The organism is Rhodopseudomonas infernalis (assembly GCF_022271405.1).
Lineage (GTDB): Bacteria > Pseudomonadota > Alphaproteobacteria > Rhizobiales > Xanthobacteraceae > Rhodopseudomonas > Rhodopseudomonas infernalis.
On sequence record NZ_JAJNAL010000003.1, the window covers coordinates 1 to 15,728 of the forward strand.

A 15,728-nucleotide genomic window follows, 5' to 3' on the forward strand; every position below is an offset into this window, starting at 1 on the left:
CCCCCCCACACCCCCCCCCCCCCCCCCCGCGGGGGGCCCCCCCCCCCCCCCCCCCACGAACCCGGAATCTCGGCGGCGCGGCTGATACCGGGTGCCCTGAACCTCGGGATTCCGGGTTCGCTCGCTGACGCGAGCGCCCCGGAATGACGGTCGGTGGGGCCAAAGAGTTCGTGTCGCTTCGGCGCGCGGCGGGATGATGCCCCGGGCTCGGCCCCCCGTCCCTCCCCGAGTCATTCCGGGGCGGCCGCCCCGCAGCGGCGGGCGAACCCGGAATCTCGCGCGGTGAAGCACCGTGCCCAAGAACATCGAGATTCCGGGTTCGCACAGCTTCGCTGCGCGCCCCGGAATGACTCGCGGAGAGGATGGTGCTTCACCGCCAATGCTCTGGGATACTGGGTCGCCCGCCTGCGCGGGCGATGACGATGTGGTGCGTGGCGATACTGGCCGCCCAACTATCCCCCGATCAGCGCCAACCACTCGTCCTCGGTCAGCACCGCCACGCCGAGGTCGCGGGCCTTGGTCAGCTTCGAGCCGGCGTCCTCGCCGGCCACCACGTAGTCGGTCTTCTTCGAAACCGAGCCCGCAACCTTGGCGCCGAGTCGCTCGGCGGCGGCCTTGGCTTCGTCGCGGGTGAATTTCGTCAGCGAGCCGGTGAACACCACGGTCTTGCCGGCGACGGCGGTGTCGCGCTTCACTTCGGCGGCCGGCAGCACCTCGGTCAGTTCGGCGAGCAGCGCATCGAGCGCGGCGCGGTTGCGGGTCTCGGCGAAGAACTCGACCACCGCCTCGGCGACGACGTCGCCGATACCCGCGATGTTGTCGAGATCCTGATAGGCTTCGGACGTGTTGCCGTCCTCGGTCTGCGCGTCGGCGGCCGCGCGCATCGCGTCGAGGAAGGCGTCGAGCGTGCCGTAGTGCCGTGCCAGCAGCTTGGCGTTGCCTTCGCCGACGTGGCGGATGCCGAGTGCGAAGATCAGCCGGTGTAGTTCGATCGTCCGCCGCACATCGATCGCGGCGAACAGATTGCGTACCGAGGTTTCGCCATAGCCTTCGAGCTTCTCGATCTGAAGCTCGGCATTGCGTGCCCTCAGCGTGAAGATGTCGGCGGGCTCCTGCACCCAACCGCGTTCGTGGAACAACTCGATCTGCTTCTCGCCGAGGCCGTCGATGTCAAAGGCGAGCCGCGACACGAAATGCTTGAGCCGTTCCACCGCCTGCGCCGGGCAGATCAGCGCGCCGGTGCAGCGCCACACCGCCTCGCCCTCTTCGCGCACCGCGTGGCTACCGCACACCGGGCATTTATGGGGGAAGTGATAAGGCTGCGCCGAGTCCGGCCGCTTCTCCATCACCACGCTGACGATTTGCGGAATCACGTCGCCGGCGCGTTGCACCACCACGGTGTCGCCCTCGCGGATGTCGACGCCGTCGCGCAGCGGCGAGCCGTCGTTGCCGAGGCCCTTGATGTAGTCCTCGTTGTGCAGCGTCGCGTTCTGCACCACGACGCCGCCGACCGTCACCGGCTGCAGCCGCGCCACCGGCGTCATCGCGCCGGTGCGGCCGACCTGGATGTCGATCTTCTCCAGCACGGTCGTCGCCTGTTCGGCGGCAAATTTGTGCGCGATCGCCCAGCGCGGCGAGCGCGATACGAAGCCGAGCCGCTCCTGATAATCGAGCCGGTCGACCTTGTAGACCACGCCGTCGATGTCGTAATCGAGCTCGGAGCGGTGAAGTTCAATCTCTTGATGGAATTCTAGCAGTTCTTCGACAGAGAAGCATATCTTCGCTAGCGGATTGGTTTTGAACCCACACGTCTCAAACCACTCCGTCATCTTTGACTGAGTGGTTTCGGGCATTTCAGTAATCTCCCCCCACGCATACGCAAAAAACCCCAAAGGACGCTTCCCGGTGATCTTGGGATCCTTCTGCAACAGAGATCCAGAGGCAGCATTTCGTGGATTCGCGAAGACCTTCTCGCCTACAACCCTCTGACGTTCGTTGAGCGCGAAGAAGTCCGATCGGGTCATGTAGACCTCTCCTCTGACCTCGCACACATCAGGAATCCGGTTCCGCTTCAATCGCCGGGGCACCTCTGGGATCTGGAGGACGTTTGCAGTGACGTCCTCACCAATAGATTTATCGCCGCGAGTCGCGGCAGTGACTAAATCTCCTTGCTCGTACCGCAGCGACATCGAGAGACCGTCAATCTTAGGCTCGGCTTCAAAAACGAGAACTTCGCTGCCAGGCAGCTTCAGAAACCGGCGGACGCGCTCCACAAATTCCACAACCTCGTCTCGACTAAACGCATTGTTCAGTGAGAACATTGGCCTTGCGTGGCGAACCTTTGCAAATCCCTTCCTTGGAGGAGCACCGACCAGGAAGGACGGGCTGAAGAGTGTACGGAGATCGGGAAATCGATTCTCGATGCTGTCATTGCGAACTCGCAGCGCATCGTATTCGGCGTCAGATATTGCGGGCGCGTCTTCTTGGTAATATCGGCGATCATGCTCCGCGATTTCCGAAGCAAGTCTCTCCAGTTCTTTCTCAGCCTGCCGTTCGCTGAGACGGGAGACTGGAACCGAACGCAAATCAATCAGTTCGGGAAACCTCTGCTCGATAGCCACCAGCCGCTGCCGCAGCGCGTCGTACTCCGCATCCGAAATCTTCGGCGCGTCGTCCTGATAGTACGCGGCGTTGTGGCCCTCGATCTCCAGCCGCAGCCGCGTCAGCTCGACCTTGGCCTTCGGCTTGGTGAGGGTGGCGATGTCGGGTGTGGCGGGTTTTGTCTTGGCCATCATGTGTCGAGCTTGAGATTCCGGGTTCGCGAGCTCACGCTCGCGGTCGTGCCCCGAACTGCGGGATTCCGGGTTCGGTCGCTTTGCGACCGCCCCGGAATGACGGTGTGGGACGAAACCTATCCGCGAGTCATTCCGGGGCGCTTGCGCAGCAAGCGAACCCGGAATCTCGCCGCGAGCGAGAGCGCCGATGGCCTATTATGTCTATCTCCTCGCCACTCGGGAAGACGGTGCACTGTATCTCGGCGTGACCAACGACCTCGTCCGTCGGGTCTATGAACACCGGACCAAAGCCGTGCCCGGTTTTACCTCGCGATACAACATCAGCAGGCTGGTCTGGTTCGAGGTTTATGACGACCCGATTTCGGCGATCACGCGGGAGAAGGAGCTGAAGAAGTGGCAGCGCGACTGGAAGGTGGCGTTGATTCTGCGCGACAATCCGGGGTGGGAGGATCTGTACGAGACGATCGCGCAATAGGCGGACGCCGGCTGCCCTGAACGTCGGGATTCCGGGTTCGCTCGCTGACGCGAGCGCCCCGGAATGACGGTGTTTGTGGCCGCCCCCTTCTCAACCAGTCATTCCGGGGCGGCCGCCGCGCAGCGGTGGGCGAACCCGGAATCCCGAGATTCAGGGCACTGCTGCTGAGAAATTCTACCCCGCCGCCTTGATCAGCCGGTCCGCTGCAGCCCTCGCCTCGGCGGTGATCTCCGCGCCCGCCAGCATCCTCGCGATTTCTTCGCGGCGGTGGTCTTGTTCCAGCGCGCTGACGCGGGTGGCGACGCGTTTGCCCTTGTCGAGGGCGGCTTTTGAAATCAGCAGATGCTGGTCGGCGCGCGCGGCGACCTGCGGGGCGTGGGTGACGGCCATGACCTGGACCTTGGTGGCCAGCCGCGCCAGCCGGCCGCCGATGGCGTCGGCAACGGCGCCGCCGACGCCGGTGTCGATCTCGTCGAACACCAGGGTCGGCGCCGAGCCCTTGTCCGACAGCACCACCTTCAGCGCCAGCAGGAAGCGCGACAGCTCGCCGCCGGAGGCGACCTTCATCATCGGGCCCGGGCGCGTCCCGGGATTGGTCTGAACCCAGAATTCGACGCGGTCGATCCCCTGCGGTCCCGCCGTGGCAGCGTCGGCCTCGACCTGGGTCATGAACTTGGCGCGCTCGAGCTTGAGCGGCGCCAGTTCGCCGTTCACCGCCTTATTGAGCTTCTCGGCCGATTTGATGCGGGCCGCGGAGAGCTTCGCGGCGGCGGCGCTGTAGCGGCCATCCGCTTCGCCAGCGGCTTTCTCGAACGCGACCAGCTGGTCGGCGCCGGCGTCGATCAGCGCGACGTCGGCGGCATATTGGGCCGCCAGTGCAGCCAGCCCGTCGACCGGCGTCGAGTACTTTCGCGCCGCCGCGCGCAGCGCAAACAACCGCTCTTCGATACGCTCCAGCTCGAGCGGGTCGAAATCGGCGGCGGCGAGCGCGGCGTTGAGATGCTGGTCGGCCTCTTCCAGCGCATTGAGCGCGGCGTCGATCGCCTTGACGGCCGGCTCGATCAGTTGCGGTGCGCTGCCGGCGCGGCGCTCCAGCCGGCGCACCGCGGAAGCCAGCGCAGCAACCGGCGAATGACGGCCGCCGACCACTTCCTGCGCCTCGCGCAGATCGGCAGCGATCTTCTCGCCCTGCATCATCGTGGTGCGACGCTCGGCCAGCGACGTCTCTTCGCCATCCTGGGGTGCGAGCTGCTTCAGTTCGTCGGAGGCGTGGCGCAGATAGTCGGCCTCACGCGCGGCGCGGGCCATGCCGGCCCGGTGCTCGTCGAGCGCGGCGCGCGCGCTGCGGCGGCCTTCCCATAATGTCTCGAGCGCCACGACGTCCTTCTCCAGCCCGGCAAAGGCGTCGAGCAGGCGGCGATGGGTGGCGGCGTCGACCAGCGCGCGGTCGTCGTGCTGGCCATGGATCTCGACCAGCGTCGCGCCGACAGCCTTCAAGGTCTGCACACTGACCGACTGATCGTTGATGAAAGCGCGGGTGCGGCCGTCGGCGAGCTGAACGCGGCGCAGGATCATCTCGCCGGCGTCTTCCTCGTCGCGATCATCGAGGCCATTGGCGGCCAGGATCGCGAATGCCGGGTGCCCCTTGGCGAGATCGAAGGTGGCGGTGACCTGGCCGTGCTCGGCGCCGTGGCGCACCAGCGCGGCGTCGCCGCGGCCGCCCAGCGCCAGCGCGAACGCATCCAGCAGAATCGATTTGCCCGCGCCGGTTTCGCCGGTGAGCACCGCGAGCCCACGGGAAAATTCGATGTCGAGCCGCTCGATCAACACGATATCGCGGATCGACAGGCGGGCAAGCATGTGAGGTCAGTCCTATCCGAGACCGAGCTTTTTGAAGGACTTGCTGATCCAGGAGCCCTTGTTCTCGGTCGGTTCGAGTCCGCCCGACTTTACAAGATTATAAGCGTCTTTGTACCAGCGACTGTCAGGAAAGTTGTGGCCAAGCACGGCGGCCGCGGTCTGCGCCTCGCCGACGATGCCGATCGCCATATAGGCCTCGGTCAGGCGGGCCAGGGCTTCCTCGACATGGCGGGTGGTCTGATAGCGCGTGACCACGGTCTTGAAGCGGTTGATCGCGGCGGCGTAGTCGCGCTTCTTCATGTAATAGCGGCCGACATCCATCTCCTTGCCGGCGAGCTGGTCGCGGGCGCCTTCCAGCTTCTGCTTGGCCTGGTTGGCGTATTCGGAGGTCGGATATTTGCGGATCACCTCTTCGAGCGAGGCGATCGCCTTCTCGGTACGCCCCTGATCGCGGGAGATGTCGGGGATCTGGTCGTAATGCGAGGCCGCGATCAGATACTGCGCATAGGCGGCGTCCGGACTGCCGGGATGGAGCGTGACGTAGCGGGTCGCCGAGCCGATGCAGCTGTCATAGTCGCCGGCTTGATAATACGAGTAGGCGGACATCAGCAGCGACTTGCGGGCCCAGTCCGAATACGGATGCTGACGGTCGACTTCCTCGAATTTCTTGGACGCGGCCTTGAGGTCCTTGTCCTTGTTCATCAGGTACAAGCCCTCGTTGTAGAGCTTGTCGGCCGGCTCGTCGTTGAACTTGTCGTCGTCCTTGGACGTGAACTTGTCCCAGATCGCGCCGGTGCCACAGCCGCCGAGCGGCAGCGCCATGATCGCCAGACTGGCCACCAGGGGAAGGCTGCGCCAGAAGCGGTGGCTTCCGCGCGAGTCCGACCTGTTTCGCAGTCCGAGCCGCTGTGCCGACATCAATTCCAACCTGACCAACTGGAGAACGTTGCGCTCCGGCGCACGGTCGAGCCATGTTGGCTCGCTTGACCGGCCTGCCCCCGAAGCATCGAGTCAACCGTCCGGCTGTTTAGCCGAAAAAGTTTATCGGACCAACCGGGTAAGCAGGCATTCCGCCGGGAATAAGGCGACCGCGCGGCGACGTCCGTGGACGCAGAATGGCTTGCGCGGTGTGACTGCTAAAATGGTGTGACTTCTGAACAGTGCGACTTCTAGATCGAGCGACTTCTAGATCGAGAGACGTCTATATCGAGAGATGCCGGATCCGTCGCGGATCAGGACATGTCCGGACCGTAGGCCGGCGCAACCATGCCGCCGACCAGACCGGTGACGGCTTCGGCATGCCCCCGCACCGCGCGGCGCGCCGGTTCGGCTTCGACCACCCGGAAGTTGGTGCGGTCCGCCAGCAGCGCGGTCAGCACCGAATGGTTGAGCTTGTGGCCGCCGCGGACGGAGCGATAAGCGCCCATGATCGGCAGTCCGGCCAGCGCCAGGTCACCGATGGCGTCGAGCAGCTTGTGGCGGGCGCATTCGTCCGCGTAGCGCAGGCCTTCGGCGTTTAGCAGACGCTCGTCGTCAAACACCACCGAGTTCTCGAACGAGGCGCCGCGGGCATAGCCCAGTTCCCACAGACGGGCCACGTCGCTCATGCAGCCGAAGGTGCGGGCACGGGCGATCTCGCGGCGAAACGCTTCCGGCTCGACGCCGAGGGTGTAGCTCTGCTTGCCGATCACCGGATTGGCGAAGTCGATCTCGACCTCGACTCGGAAGCCGCCGGCGTGGGGGCGCAGTTCGCCCACCGATTGGCCTTGCGTGACGCGAACGGGCTTGAGAACCTGGATGTAGCGGCGCGGCGCGGACTGTTCGCGGAGGCCGGCCTGATCGATGGCGGCGACGAACGGGGCGGCGCTGCCGTCCATGATCGGAACTTCGGCACCGTCGACTTCGATGGTGGCGTTGTCGACGCCCATGCCGCGCAGCGCGGCAAGAACGTGCTCGGCGGTAGAAACCAGTGGGCCGTCGCTGTCGCCCAGCACGGTGGCGAGCTCAGTGGCGACCACCGATTTGGCGCTCGCCTTGATCTCGCGATCCGCGCCGTCGAGGCCGGTGCGAACAAAAATATAACCCGCATCAATAGATGCGGGCCCGATGGTAAGATTGACCGGAAGGCCAGAATGGACGCCGACGCCCGTCACCGTGGCTTGCGAACGCAGCGTCGTCTGCCGGCTGAATTTCATGCGTAAACCGCCCAATAATGACCACCGCCAGTCGGCTCCGGACCACTTTCTGATCTTTTCTCAAGATCTTGTCCGGGCGACTCGATGCGTCCCCAAGTCCGAAAAACCATAGCACTGCCCCAAAGAGCGCCAACTCACGCTTTTTTACGGATTGTTACCCCAACTCCGCCGCATTACCGCCGCCGCCGCCATGAACTCGGACGCAATGATGGCAACAGGCGATCCTCGCTATCGTTCCAGGATCTCAAAATACCCTTTCGAATCAATTACCTACGATCATTTCGGCGATTTGCAGCGCACAAGAAAATGGCCCCGGAGGTGGTCCTCCGGGGCCTTGTCACGGGCTGAAATGTGGCGGGCGTTCAGGTCGCCTGGCGCCGCAGGAAGGCCGGGATATCGAGATGGTCGTCGCCCTGTGGCGCTTGAGCAACAGGCGCCGGACGGCCATGGATGTCGAGGCCCTGCGGGCGCTTGGCATACTCCGACACCGGATCATGACCCATCTGCTCGGCGACGCTGCGCTGCTGCCGACGCTCCGGCAGCGGCGGCATCTGCGGCACCGCCGGGGCGGCGGCCACTCGGACGGGAGCCACCGGCTCCGATTCGTCGTCGCGGCGGCTGAGGCCGTTGGCCAGCCGCTGCAGCAGCGACAGGCGGGTCTTCTGCGGCTCGTCGTCGGTCTCACCGCGAGCGGCCTGACGGATCTCGTTCTGGGCCGGCACCGGCAGTTCGTCGAACCGCGGCATCCGCGGCGCGCGCATCGCGGCGCGGTCGGGCTGCTGCGGAATGAACGAATCGGGGGTCTCCGGCTCTTCGGACACCGCGCGGGTCTGCTCGTGGTCGGGGAACAGCGACGGCTTCTGCGGGATCGTGCGAACCGTCACATCGCCATAGGCGGCCGACTGCATCGGGGCCTGGGCGACCTGCGGGGCCGGCATCTGCTCGGTGCTGACCGCGGCGGCGATCGCCGCCAGCGCGGCACGTTCGACGTTCGGGTTGCGCGCCGCCGGGGCGGCCGGAGCGGCCGCCGGAGCCTGCGCCGAACGGGCGGCGGCGGCTTCGGCGATGCGCTGGTTGTCGGCGCGGAGCTTGGCAGTCAGTTCAGCCAGACGGCTGTCCGCCGGCGCAGCAGCCTGGGCAGCCGCGCCGGCCGCGGCTGCGTTACGCGACAACTGAGCCTGCTCGATGCCGGTCGCCACGACCGACACGCGGATGATGCCGTCGAGGCTCTCGTCGAAGGTGGCGCCGACGATGATGTTGGCGTCCTGATCGACTTCCTCGCGGATGCGGGTGGCGGCTTCGTCGACTTCGAACAGCGTCAGGTCCTTGCCGCCGGTGATCGAGATCAAGAGGCCGCGGGCGCCCTTCATCGACGAGTCGTCGATCAGCGGATTGGCGATCGCGGCTTCGGCGGCGGTCAGCGCGCGCTTCTCGCCGGAGGCTTCGCCGGTGCCCATCATCGCCTTGCCCATCTCGCGCATCACGGCGCGGACGTCGGCGAAGTCGAGGTTGATCAGGCCTTCCTTGACCATCAGGTCGGTGATGCAGGCGACCCCCGAATACAGCACCTGGTCGGCCATCGCGAAGGCATCGGCGAAGGTGGTCTTCTCGTTGGCGACCCGGAACAGATTCTGGTTCGGGATGATCAGCAGCGTATCGACGACTTTGTGCAGCTCGGTGATGCCGGACTCAGCGGTCCGCATCCGGCGCGCGCCCTCGAAATGGAACGGCTTGGTGACGACGCCGACGGTCAGGATGCCCATCTCGCGCGCGGCCTTGGCGATCACCGGCGCGGCGCCGGTGCCGGTGCCGCCGCCCATGCCGGCGGTGACGAACACCATGTTGGCGCCGGTGAGGTGATCGCGAATCTCGTCAATGACTTCCTGCGCTGCAGCAGAGCCGACATCGGGCTGCGAACCGGCGCCGAGACCCTGGGTCACCTGCGTGCCCATCTGAATCAGCCGCTGCGCCTTCGACATCGTCAGCGCCTGCGCATCGGTGTTGGCGACCACGAAATCAACGCCGTCGAGGCCGGCGGTGATCATGTTGTTGACCGCGTTGCCGCCGGCACCGCCGACGCCGAACACAGTGATCCGGGGCCGCAGCTCGCGAATGTCAGGAACGTTGAGATTGATGGTCATGGTTGCCTCTCGATTACGCGCGCGTTGGTTCGTGAAGTGCCCGGCAGACGGCCTGGACAATCTGTGATGGCGGAAGGGGGCGGAAAAGAGTCATCAGAAGCCCTCGCGGAGCCAGCGACCGACCTTGCCGAAGTAACCGGCGTGGTCGGCACTGCGAACAGGGCGGGCGTGCCGCGGCTCGATGTGTTCCAGATGGGCGTATTGCGGATAGACCAGCAGGCCGGTGGGAACCGCAAAGGATGCGCTCTTTGCTTCGGTCGGAAGCCGGCCGAAGCCGAGCGGACGGCCGACCCGCACCGGGCGGCCGAGAATGCGGGTGGCGAGTTCGGGGATGCCGGTGAGTTGCGACGCGCCGCCGCTCAGAACCACGCGGGCTCGCGGCTCAGCAGCAAACGGCGAATCCGCCAGCCGGTCCCTGACCATCTCAAAAATCTCCTCGGCGCGATGCCGGATGATGTTCGCGATCGTGGCGCGGGAGATGAGCTGGGGCGTGTCCCGCTCGTTGTCTCCGGCGGCCGGAATCGTCATCAGTTCGCGCGCGTCAGAACCGCCGGTTAGTACCGTGCCATATAACGTCTTGATTCGCTCTGCATCCGCAATGCACGCGCTTAATCCGCGAGCGAGATCCATCGTGATGTGGTGACCGCCGAGCGCGAAGCCGCTGGCATGCACGAAGCGGCCGCCCGAATAGACCGCCATCGTGGTGGTGCCCGCCCCCATCTCGATCAGCGCCGCGCCGAGATCGGCTTCGTCGTCGGTCAGCACGGAAAGGCCTGCAACGTAAGGGCTCGCCGCCATCGCCTCGACGTTGAGATGGCAGCGCTCGACCGCCAGCATGATGTTCTTGGCGACGGTGGCGTCGGAGGTGACGACATTCATGTCGACGCCGAACTGCCGCGCCACCATGCCCTTCGGATCGCGGATGCCTTTGACGCCGTCGAGCGTGTAGCCGACCGGCAGCGCGTGCAGCACGGCGCGGCCGGGCGCGGTGGCGTGATGCATGCCGGTCGAGGTGACCCGGCTGACGTCGTCGGAATTGACCGCGCCGCCCTTGATATCTGCAGCCGCTTCGATCAACTGCCCCTGCAGCCGGCCGGCAGAGACCGACAGCAGCACGGATTCGACCCGCACCTTGGCCATGCGCTCGGCGAGCGCGACGGCATGGCGGATCGCCTTCTCGCACTCGACCATGTCAACGACCGCGCCGGCCTTGACGCCGCGCGACTGGATCTGGCTGTAGCCGACGAGTTCGATGGCGTGACTGCGACCGCGCAGCGCGTCCTTCGGCGGGCACGGCTTGAGCCGCGCGATCATGCAGGCGATCTTGCTGGTGCCGATGTCGAGCGACGCCACCATCGCGGTGCGATGCGGCGGCATCGGGCGGGTCTTCGGCGTCTGAGTACGATCGAAGCCGGTCACGCGTCACCAGCCTTCTTTTTGGACTTCTTGTCCTTGAACAGGTCTTCGCGCGCCTTCGCGGCCGCGTCGGACAGCCGCACCGTGAGCCGGTCCGGCAACCGCATGTCGATCGTGGTGATGTCGCGCGAGAACAGCTTGTCTTCCTGATCGAGCCTGGTGAGCGTCGCCAGCGAGTTGCCGACTTCCTGCTCCGGCAGCCGGATCACCAGCCCCGTGCTCAGCCAGACATTCCAGCGCCGTTCACCGACCAAGGCGATGGCGCGAATCTGCGGCTTCACCTGCGGATAGCGATCGAGCAGCGCGAGGAAGTCCTTGGCGCGGGTCTCCGCGCCCTTCCCGACCACCAGAGGCAGCGACATGAAGCGCTTCGCCACATAGGGCTCGAGTACGGCGCCGTCGTCGGCGATCACGACGGTGCGGCCTTCGAGCTGCCAGCGCGCGAAGGCGGTGCGCTCGACGATGTCGATCTGCAGCTCACCCGGATAGAATTTCAGCACCGTGGCATCGGCGATCCACGGATTGGCCTTCAGCTTGTCGCGCACCGCCGCGGCGTCCAGGAACAGCAGCGACGATCGGCCGGTGACGCCGCCGATCGCCAGCACTTCGTCCTGCGTGAGCTGCTTGCGGCCGCTGATCGCGACCTGGTGAATGCGAAAGCCGGCGATGTTGGCGACCGCGTTGCGGGCATCGTCGAGCCCCTGCACGAACTCGTCGACGTGGCCGCCCTTGACGATGCCGAGGCCGGCGCTGCCGAGCAGGATGAACAGCGTTGCGAACACGCCGATCCGCCGGGGCGTATATTTCTCCAGCGTGGCGATGAAGCCGGGCACGGGCTCGGGACGGACCAGACGAGTCGGACGCGCTTCCGGCCGTTTGCGGCGCGCCCAGCGATGGCGCAGCAGTGCGACGATCGCAACCGCGACCGCTTTCAGGTCAGACTGAAACCCCGACAGCCGCGACGACCGGGCGAGGCGCCCTCCACCATCCATTGCACAAGCTCATACACGTTAGGCCCGCAACCAACCGGGCTCAGGCGCAAGGGACATCTCGGTGCCGCTCGAGAATCGATCGCGGGACGGAATGTCCGCCCGGTCGCGCCTCGGCAGCCGAGCGCCCGAATGCGCGGCCAGCGTTAACCTTCGGCCCTACTGGTAAACAAAAAGTAAAGGTCGCCGACTCAGGGCTGGATTTGTTGCGATTCATGAGGGATTTGGGCTCCGCAGCGGCAATTCTGCAGCGGTTCCGCAGCGATCCGGCAACGCGGTCGTTAACGCCGGAGAGCCTGCTCCGCGAGCGCAATCTGGCCGTCCAGGAAGTCGGCGAATGCGACGCCCTGCGCTTGCAATGCCTTGGGATACAGCGAAGCCTTGGTCAGGCCGGGCAACGTATTGGTTTCCAGGAAGATCGGCCCATCGGGGGCGACGATGAAATCGGACCGCGAGTAGCCCCGGCAGCCCATCACCCGATGCGCCCTCACGGCATAATCCATGATCACCGCCGAGACCTCGGGAGCGAACCGCCCTGGGCAGATCTCCTGGGTCGATTTGGCGAGATATTTCGCCGTGTAGTCGAACCCGCCCTCCGCCGGCACGATCTCGATCGGCGGCAGCGCCACCAGCGAGCCATCCGCCTGCTCCAGCACCCCGCAGGTCGCCTCGATGCCGGAGACGAACGTCTCGATCAGATAGTCTTCCGTCCTGGCGGCATTCCGCACCGCGACCAGATCCTGTTTGGCGTTGATGAAGAACAGGCCGTAGCTTGAGCCGTCGCGCGTCGGCTTGGCGATCAGCCGGCCGTGCGCTTCGAGCGCGGCCTCGGCCTCGGCCAGCGCGATGCTGACCGGCGCACGGACGCCGGCAATCGCGGCGAAGCGCTTGGCGGCGATCTTGTCGAACGCCAGATGCGACGCCGCTGCGCCGGAGCCGGTGAACGGCACCGACCTCATCTCGCACATCGCCTGCAGTTCGCCGTTCTCGGCGACGCCGCCGTGCAGGCCGAGCACCAGCAGCCGCTGTTCGGTGGCAGCGCGATCAAGCGCTTCGGCCAGCACGCCGAGCGCAGCGCCAGCAGGCCGAAAGGCTTCCTCGAACGGCCGGGTGTGCGCCAGCAGCGCCTCCGGCGTCACCGCATAAACATGGTCGTCGTCATTCCAGAACCACAGGTCGGCGTCCGGTAGCGCCGCGTGCAGCGCCTGCGCCGAAGCAACCGACACCAGCCGCTCCTTGCTGGTGCCACCGAAGAGAATCGTCTGTCGCATAAATCGGTCCGCCGGGCGGTCCCTGTTGGATCAGTGTGGTCCGTGCAGCGCGGGCCGGCGCGGACGCAATGTCCCCGATTTGGTTGATTCGGAGAAGCCGAAGGGTACCGCTTCGGAACCTGTGACGTCGCAGGTTCCTCAGCGCGCGCGGCGCAGGCAGACGAATCCCCAGCCGAGCAGGACAACGATCGCGGGGGTCGCCAGCCCCACGACACGCAACGGCTGCCATAATCCGCCCTCGGTCGCGACCATGCCGAGCCACATCACGCCCGCCCACGCGATCAGCGCTGGCACGGCCCGTACCTCGCCGTTGCGCCGCCATTCGTCGAGTTGCACCACCGCGACCAGCGGCGCCACGAAGGCAACGTAGTTCGGTTGCGACACCGACAGCAGCACGGGCAACGAGGCGCACACAATCGCGCCACCGATCAGCAGCGCCTCCGACAGCGGCGGCTGCGGACCTTGCAGTCGCCAGAACTTCCCGTGACCGAACCGCAGCAAAGCGGCCACGAACACGGCGTCGAACGCCAGCTGACCGAACGTCGCGAAGGCCGGCAGCTTGTCGTCGACTGGTAGTCCGCCGGCACCTATCCGGGCGAGCATCGCGCCGATGCTCAGCATGTCGTAGGAAGTGAATGTGATCTCGGCGGCGATCTTGTCGTTCGGAGTTCCCGTAAAAATCCCGCTGAGGTGCTGCGTCCACATCGCCGTGTAGAGCTTCGCCACTTCGGCCGGGCCGAGGCACAGCATCGGCACGACAAACAGAAACACTATGCTGAAGCCAGCGGTCGCAAGCAGGGTTTTGACGTCCCGCCGCAGCAATGGAAACATCAACAGCACCAGCGGAAACAGTTTGATGGTGAACCCGAGCGCCAGCGCCAATGCGGCGCTGTAGATCCGGCCGCGCACATAAAGAGCCAGAAAAGCCACCATCGTCAGCAGCACCAGCGCGCTCGGTTGGCCGCGGCCGAAGCCGTCGCCGATGAACGGCATCAGCGCCGCGATCGGGCCGAGCCGCAGCATCCACCAGCCGCTCCACGCGGTCTGGGCAAGCGCCGGCGCGCTGCGCTCGAGAGCCCTCGCCCACCAATCGACGGCCATCAGCAAAGCCGCGACGCTGAACGTGTACCAGACCGCGACCGACATCGGCAGCGGCATCGTCCAGGATGGCTTCGGATAGCCATCGAGCGGGTGGCCGAACGGCCCCATCAACAGCGCGAAAAATGGCGGATAATGGTAGGTCCAGCCGTGATGATCGGCGACCTCGTACAATGGATAGCCGGTCCACACCGCCCAGCCGGCGCGGAAGAAGACCTGCACGTCGCCGAGGCCCTGCACGGCCGAACGCTTGACCACGATCGGCAGATAAATGCCTAAAGCAAGCCCCACCAGGCCGATGAACGCGATTTCGTACCAATGCAAGTGCCGCAGTCGCGGCGCAAATTGTCGATCCACAAGATCGCTCCAGTCCGTCGGTCCGGGGAGTGCCACGCCGGCCCGGCAGAAACATGGCGTCGATCAGTCAGTCTAGGTGAAGGAGACGACGCTCCACAACCCGGACCAATTCCGTGCTTCCGCAGCCGAGAGCTGCGCCCACATCGCTTCCCAAACGCGAAAGTCAACGCGACCAGCCACGGTGGACGACGGCAGCTAATCGGGTCAATGTTCGCCGCCTGAGAAGCAGATTAGACCGCGCGATTCGCTGCATGAATTATGGGCAGCAGATCGAACGACCGAGTTACGGGAACCACGATGATCAGGGCTTGGCTCGACCTCTCCACCACCGGTACCTTTGTGACGTTGGCGCTGCTGTATTATGGCGTCGCACTCACGCTGGTCCTTGTGACTTTCGTCTCCCCGATGCGTGGATCGATCTCGAAGCTCAACGGCGTCGTGGCACCGTTCTTTTCGTCGGTTGCCGTGCTGTTCAGCCTGCTCACCGGCTTTCTCGGCTACGAGGTCACCGAGCGCAACCGCCGGGCGACCAGCGCGGTGCAGAGCGAGGCCGGCGAATTGCAGAACCTCTATACGCTGAGCGTCGCGTCGGTCACCGACATGCACAAGATCCGCATCGCATTGAAGGATTACGCCAAGTCGGTGGTGCACGAGGAGTGGCCAGCCTCACGCGGCGAGAGCGCGCCAATCACCACGGAAGCTTACGACGAACTTCTGACGCAGCTTAGCGATCCCGGCATCAGCCGTGACGCGAGCGCGGCGGTGCATGTCGCGATGCTAAGCGCCGCGGTCCGGGTCGGAACCGCGCGGAACTCGCGGCTCAGCCTGTCCACCGATCGCACGAGCGAGCTGAAATGGATTTCGGTGCTGCTGCTCGGCATCATCACGCAGGTTGCGCTAACGCTGGTGCATCTGGAGAAACCGCGGGCGATGGCGGCCGCGCTGTCGGTGTTCGCGACCGGAGCCGTCGTCGCGCTCGGACTGATCGCATTGCAGGAGGATCCGTTCAGCGGCGTGTTTCGGGTATCATCGGCACCGCTCGAACACGTGATAACGCTGCCGGACACACCGGCCTTGCCGCCATCGGCCCAGCCCCCGGTGGCGCCGTCGCCGCCTCCGGCCGCGAAGTAA

11 protein-coding genes are annotated in these 15,728 nt (G+C 65.5%); 2 read left to right on the top strand and 9 right to left on the bottom strand.

The features are described from left to right. Positions 1-452: 452 nt before the first annotated feature. Positions 453-2,795: an NAD-dependent DNA ligase LigA gene (gene ligA / locus LPW26_RS03420; RefSeq protein WP_238732884.1), complete on the bottom strand. Its 2,343-nt coding sequence runs from the start codon at positions 2,793-2,795 to the stop codon at positions 453-455. A 187-nt stretch (positions 2,796-2,982) separates the two neighbouring features. On the opposite strand from ligA, the gene LPW26_RS03425 reads away from it, so the two are divergent. Beyond that, a complete protein-coding gene (locus LPW26_RS03425; protein WP_238732885.1) occupies positions 2,983-3,270 on the top strand; it encodes a GIY-YIG nuclease family protein in 288 nt (95 codons plus the stop codon). Positions 3,271-3,444: 174 nt separating this feature from the next. Here LPW26_RS03425 and recN read toward each other — a convergent pair whose 3' ends face one another. The 8 genes from recN to LPW26_RS03465 form a co-directional block, all read right to left on the bottom strand. Next, positions 3,445-5,130, bottom strand: coding sequence for a DNA repair protein RecN (gene recN, locus LPW26_RS03430; RefSeq protein WP_238732886.1), 1,686 nt, complete (start codon positions 5,128-5,130; stop codon positions 3,445-3,447). Between the two features lie 12 nt (positions 5,131-5,142). Continuing rightward, complete coding sequence (locus tag LPW26_RS03435) at positions 5,143-6,048, bottom strand: outer membrane protein assembly factor BamD (protein WP_238732887.1); 906 nt, start codon at positions 6,046-6,048, stop codon at positions 5,143-5,145. Between the two features lie 314 nt (positions 6,049-6,362). Then, positions 6,363-7,325: a UDP-3-O-acyl-N-acetylglucosamine deacetylase gene (gene lpxC, locus LPW26_RS03440; RefSeq protein WP_238732888.1), complete on the bottom strand. Its 963-nt coding sequence runs from the start codon at positions 7,323-7,325 to the stop codon at positions 6,363-6,365. A 362-nt stretch (positions 7,326-7,687) separates the two neighbouring features. Continuing rightward, the gene (gene ftsZ, locus LPW26_RS03445; RefSeq protein ID WP_238732889.1) at positions 7,688-9,466 is read right to left on the bottom strand and encodes a cell division protein FtsZ; all 1,779 of its coding nucleotides are present in this window, start codon (positions 9,464-9,466) and stop codon (positions 7,688-7,690) included. Between the two features lie 93 nt (positions 9,467-9,559). Then, a complete protein-coding gene (gene ftsA / locus LPW26_RS03450) occupies positions 9,560-10,885 on the bottom strand; it encodes a cell division protein FtsA (protein ID WP_238732890.1) in 1,326 nt (441 codons plus the stop codon). Then, entirely contained in the window at positions 10,882-11,874 is a 993-nt protein-coding gene (locus LPW26_RS03455; protein WP_238732891.1) for a cell division protein FtsQ/DivIB, read from the bottom strand. The genes ftsA and LPW26_RS03455 overlap by 4 nt, the downstream gene beginning before the upstream one ends. 278 nt (positions 11,875-12,152) lie before the next feature. Further along, complete coding sequence (locus LPW26_RS03460; RefSeq protein ID WP_238732892.1) at positions 12,153-13,142, bottom strand: D-alanine--D-alanine ligase family protein; 990 nt, start codon at positions 13,140-13,142, stop codon at positions 12,153-12,155. A gap of 138 nt (positions 13,143-13,280) precedes the next feature. After that, positions 13,281-14,597, bottom strand: coding sequence for a glycosyltransferase family 87 protein (locus tag LPW26_RS03465; protein ID WP_238732893.1), 1,317 nt, complete (start codon positions 14,595-14,597; stop codon positions 13,281-13,283). Positions 14,598-14,894: 297 nt separating this feature from the next. Between LPW26_RS03465 and LPW26_RS03470 the strand changes: the two genes are divergently transcribed. Then, positions 14,895-15,728: a bestrophin-like domain gene (locus LPW26_RS03470; RefSeq protein ID WP_238732894.1), complete on the top strand. Its 834-nt coding sequence runs from the start codon at positions 14,895-14,897 to the stop codon at positions 15,726-15,728.

What these genes read in the sequence shown, in the direction of transcription:
- ligA (WP_238732884.1), bottom strand. Translation starts at nt 2,795, where the DNA reads ATGATGGCCAAGACAAAACCCGCCACACCCGACATCGCCACCCTCACC.
- LPW26_RS03425 (WP_238732885.1), top strand. Translation starts at nt 2,983, where the DNA reads ATGGCCTATTATGTCTATCTCCTCGCCACTCGGGAAGACGGTGCACTG.
- recN (WP_238732886.1), bottom strand. Translation starts at nt 5,130, where the DNA reads ATGCTTGCCCGCCTGTCGATCCGCGATATCGTGTTGATCGAGCGGCTC.
- LPW26_RS03435 (WP_238732887.1), bottom strand. Translation starts at nt 6,048, where the DNA reads ATGTCGGCACAGCGGCTCGGACTGCGAAACAGGTCGGACTCGCGCGGA.
- lpxC (WP_238732888.1), bottom strand. Translation starts at nt 7,325, where the DNA reads ATGAAATTCAGCCGGCAGACGACGCTGCGTTCGCAAGCCACGGTGACG.
- ftsZ (WP_238732889.1), bottom strand. Translation starts at nt 9,466, where the DNA reads ATGACCATCAATCTCAACGTTCCTGACATTCGCGAGCTGCGGCCCCGG.
- LPW26_RS03455 (WP_238732891.1), bottom strand. Translation starts at nt 11,874, where the DNA reads ATGGATGGTGGAGGGCGCCTCGCCCGGTCGTCGCGGCTGTCGGGGTTT.
- LPW26_RS03460 (WP_238732892.1), bottom strand. Translation starts at nt 13,142, where the DNA reads ATGCGACAGACGATTCTCTTCGGTGGCACCAGCAAGGAGCGGCTGGTG.
- LPW26_RS03470 (WP_238732894.1), top strand. Translation starts at nt 14,895, where the DNA reads ATGATCAGGGCTTGGCTCGACCTCTCCACCACCGGTACCTTTGTGACG.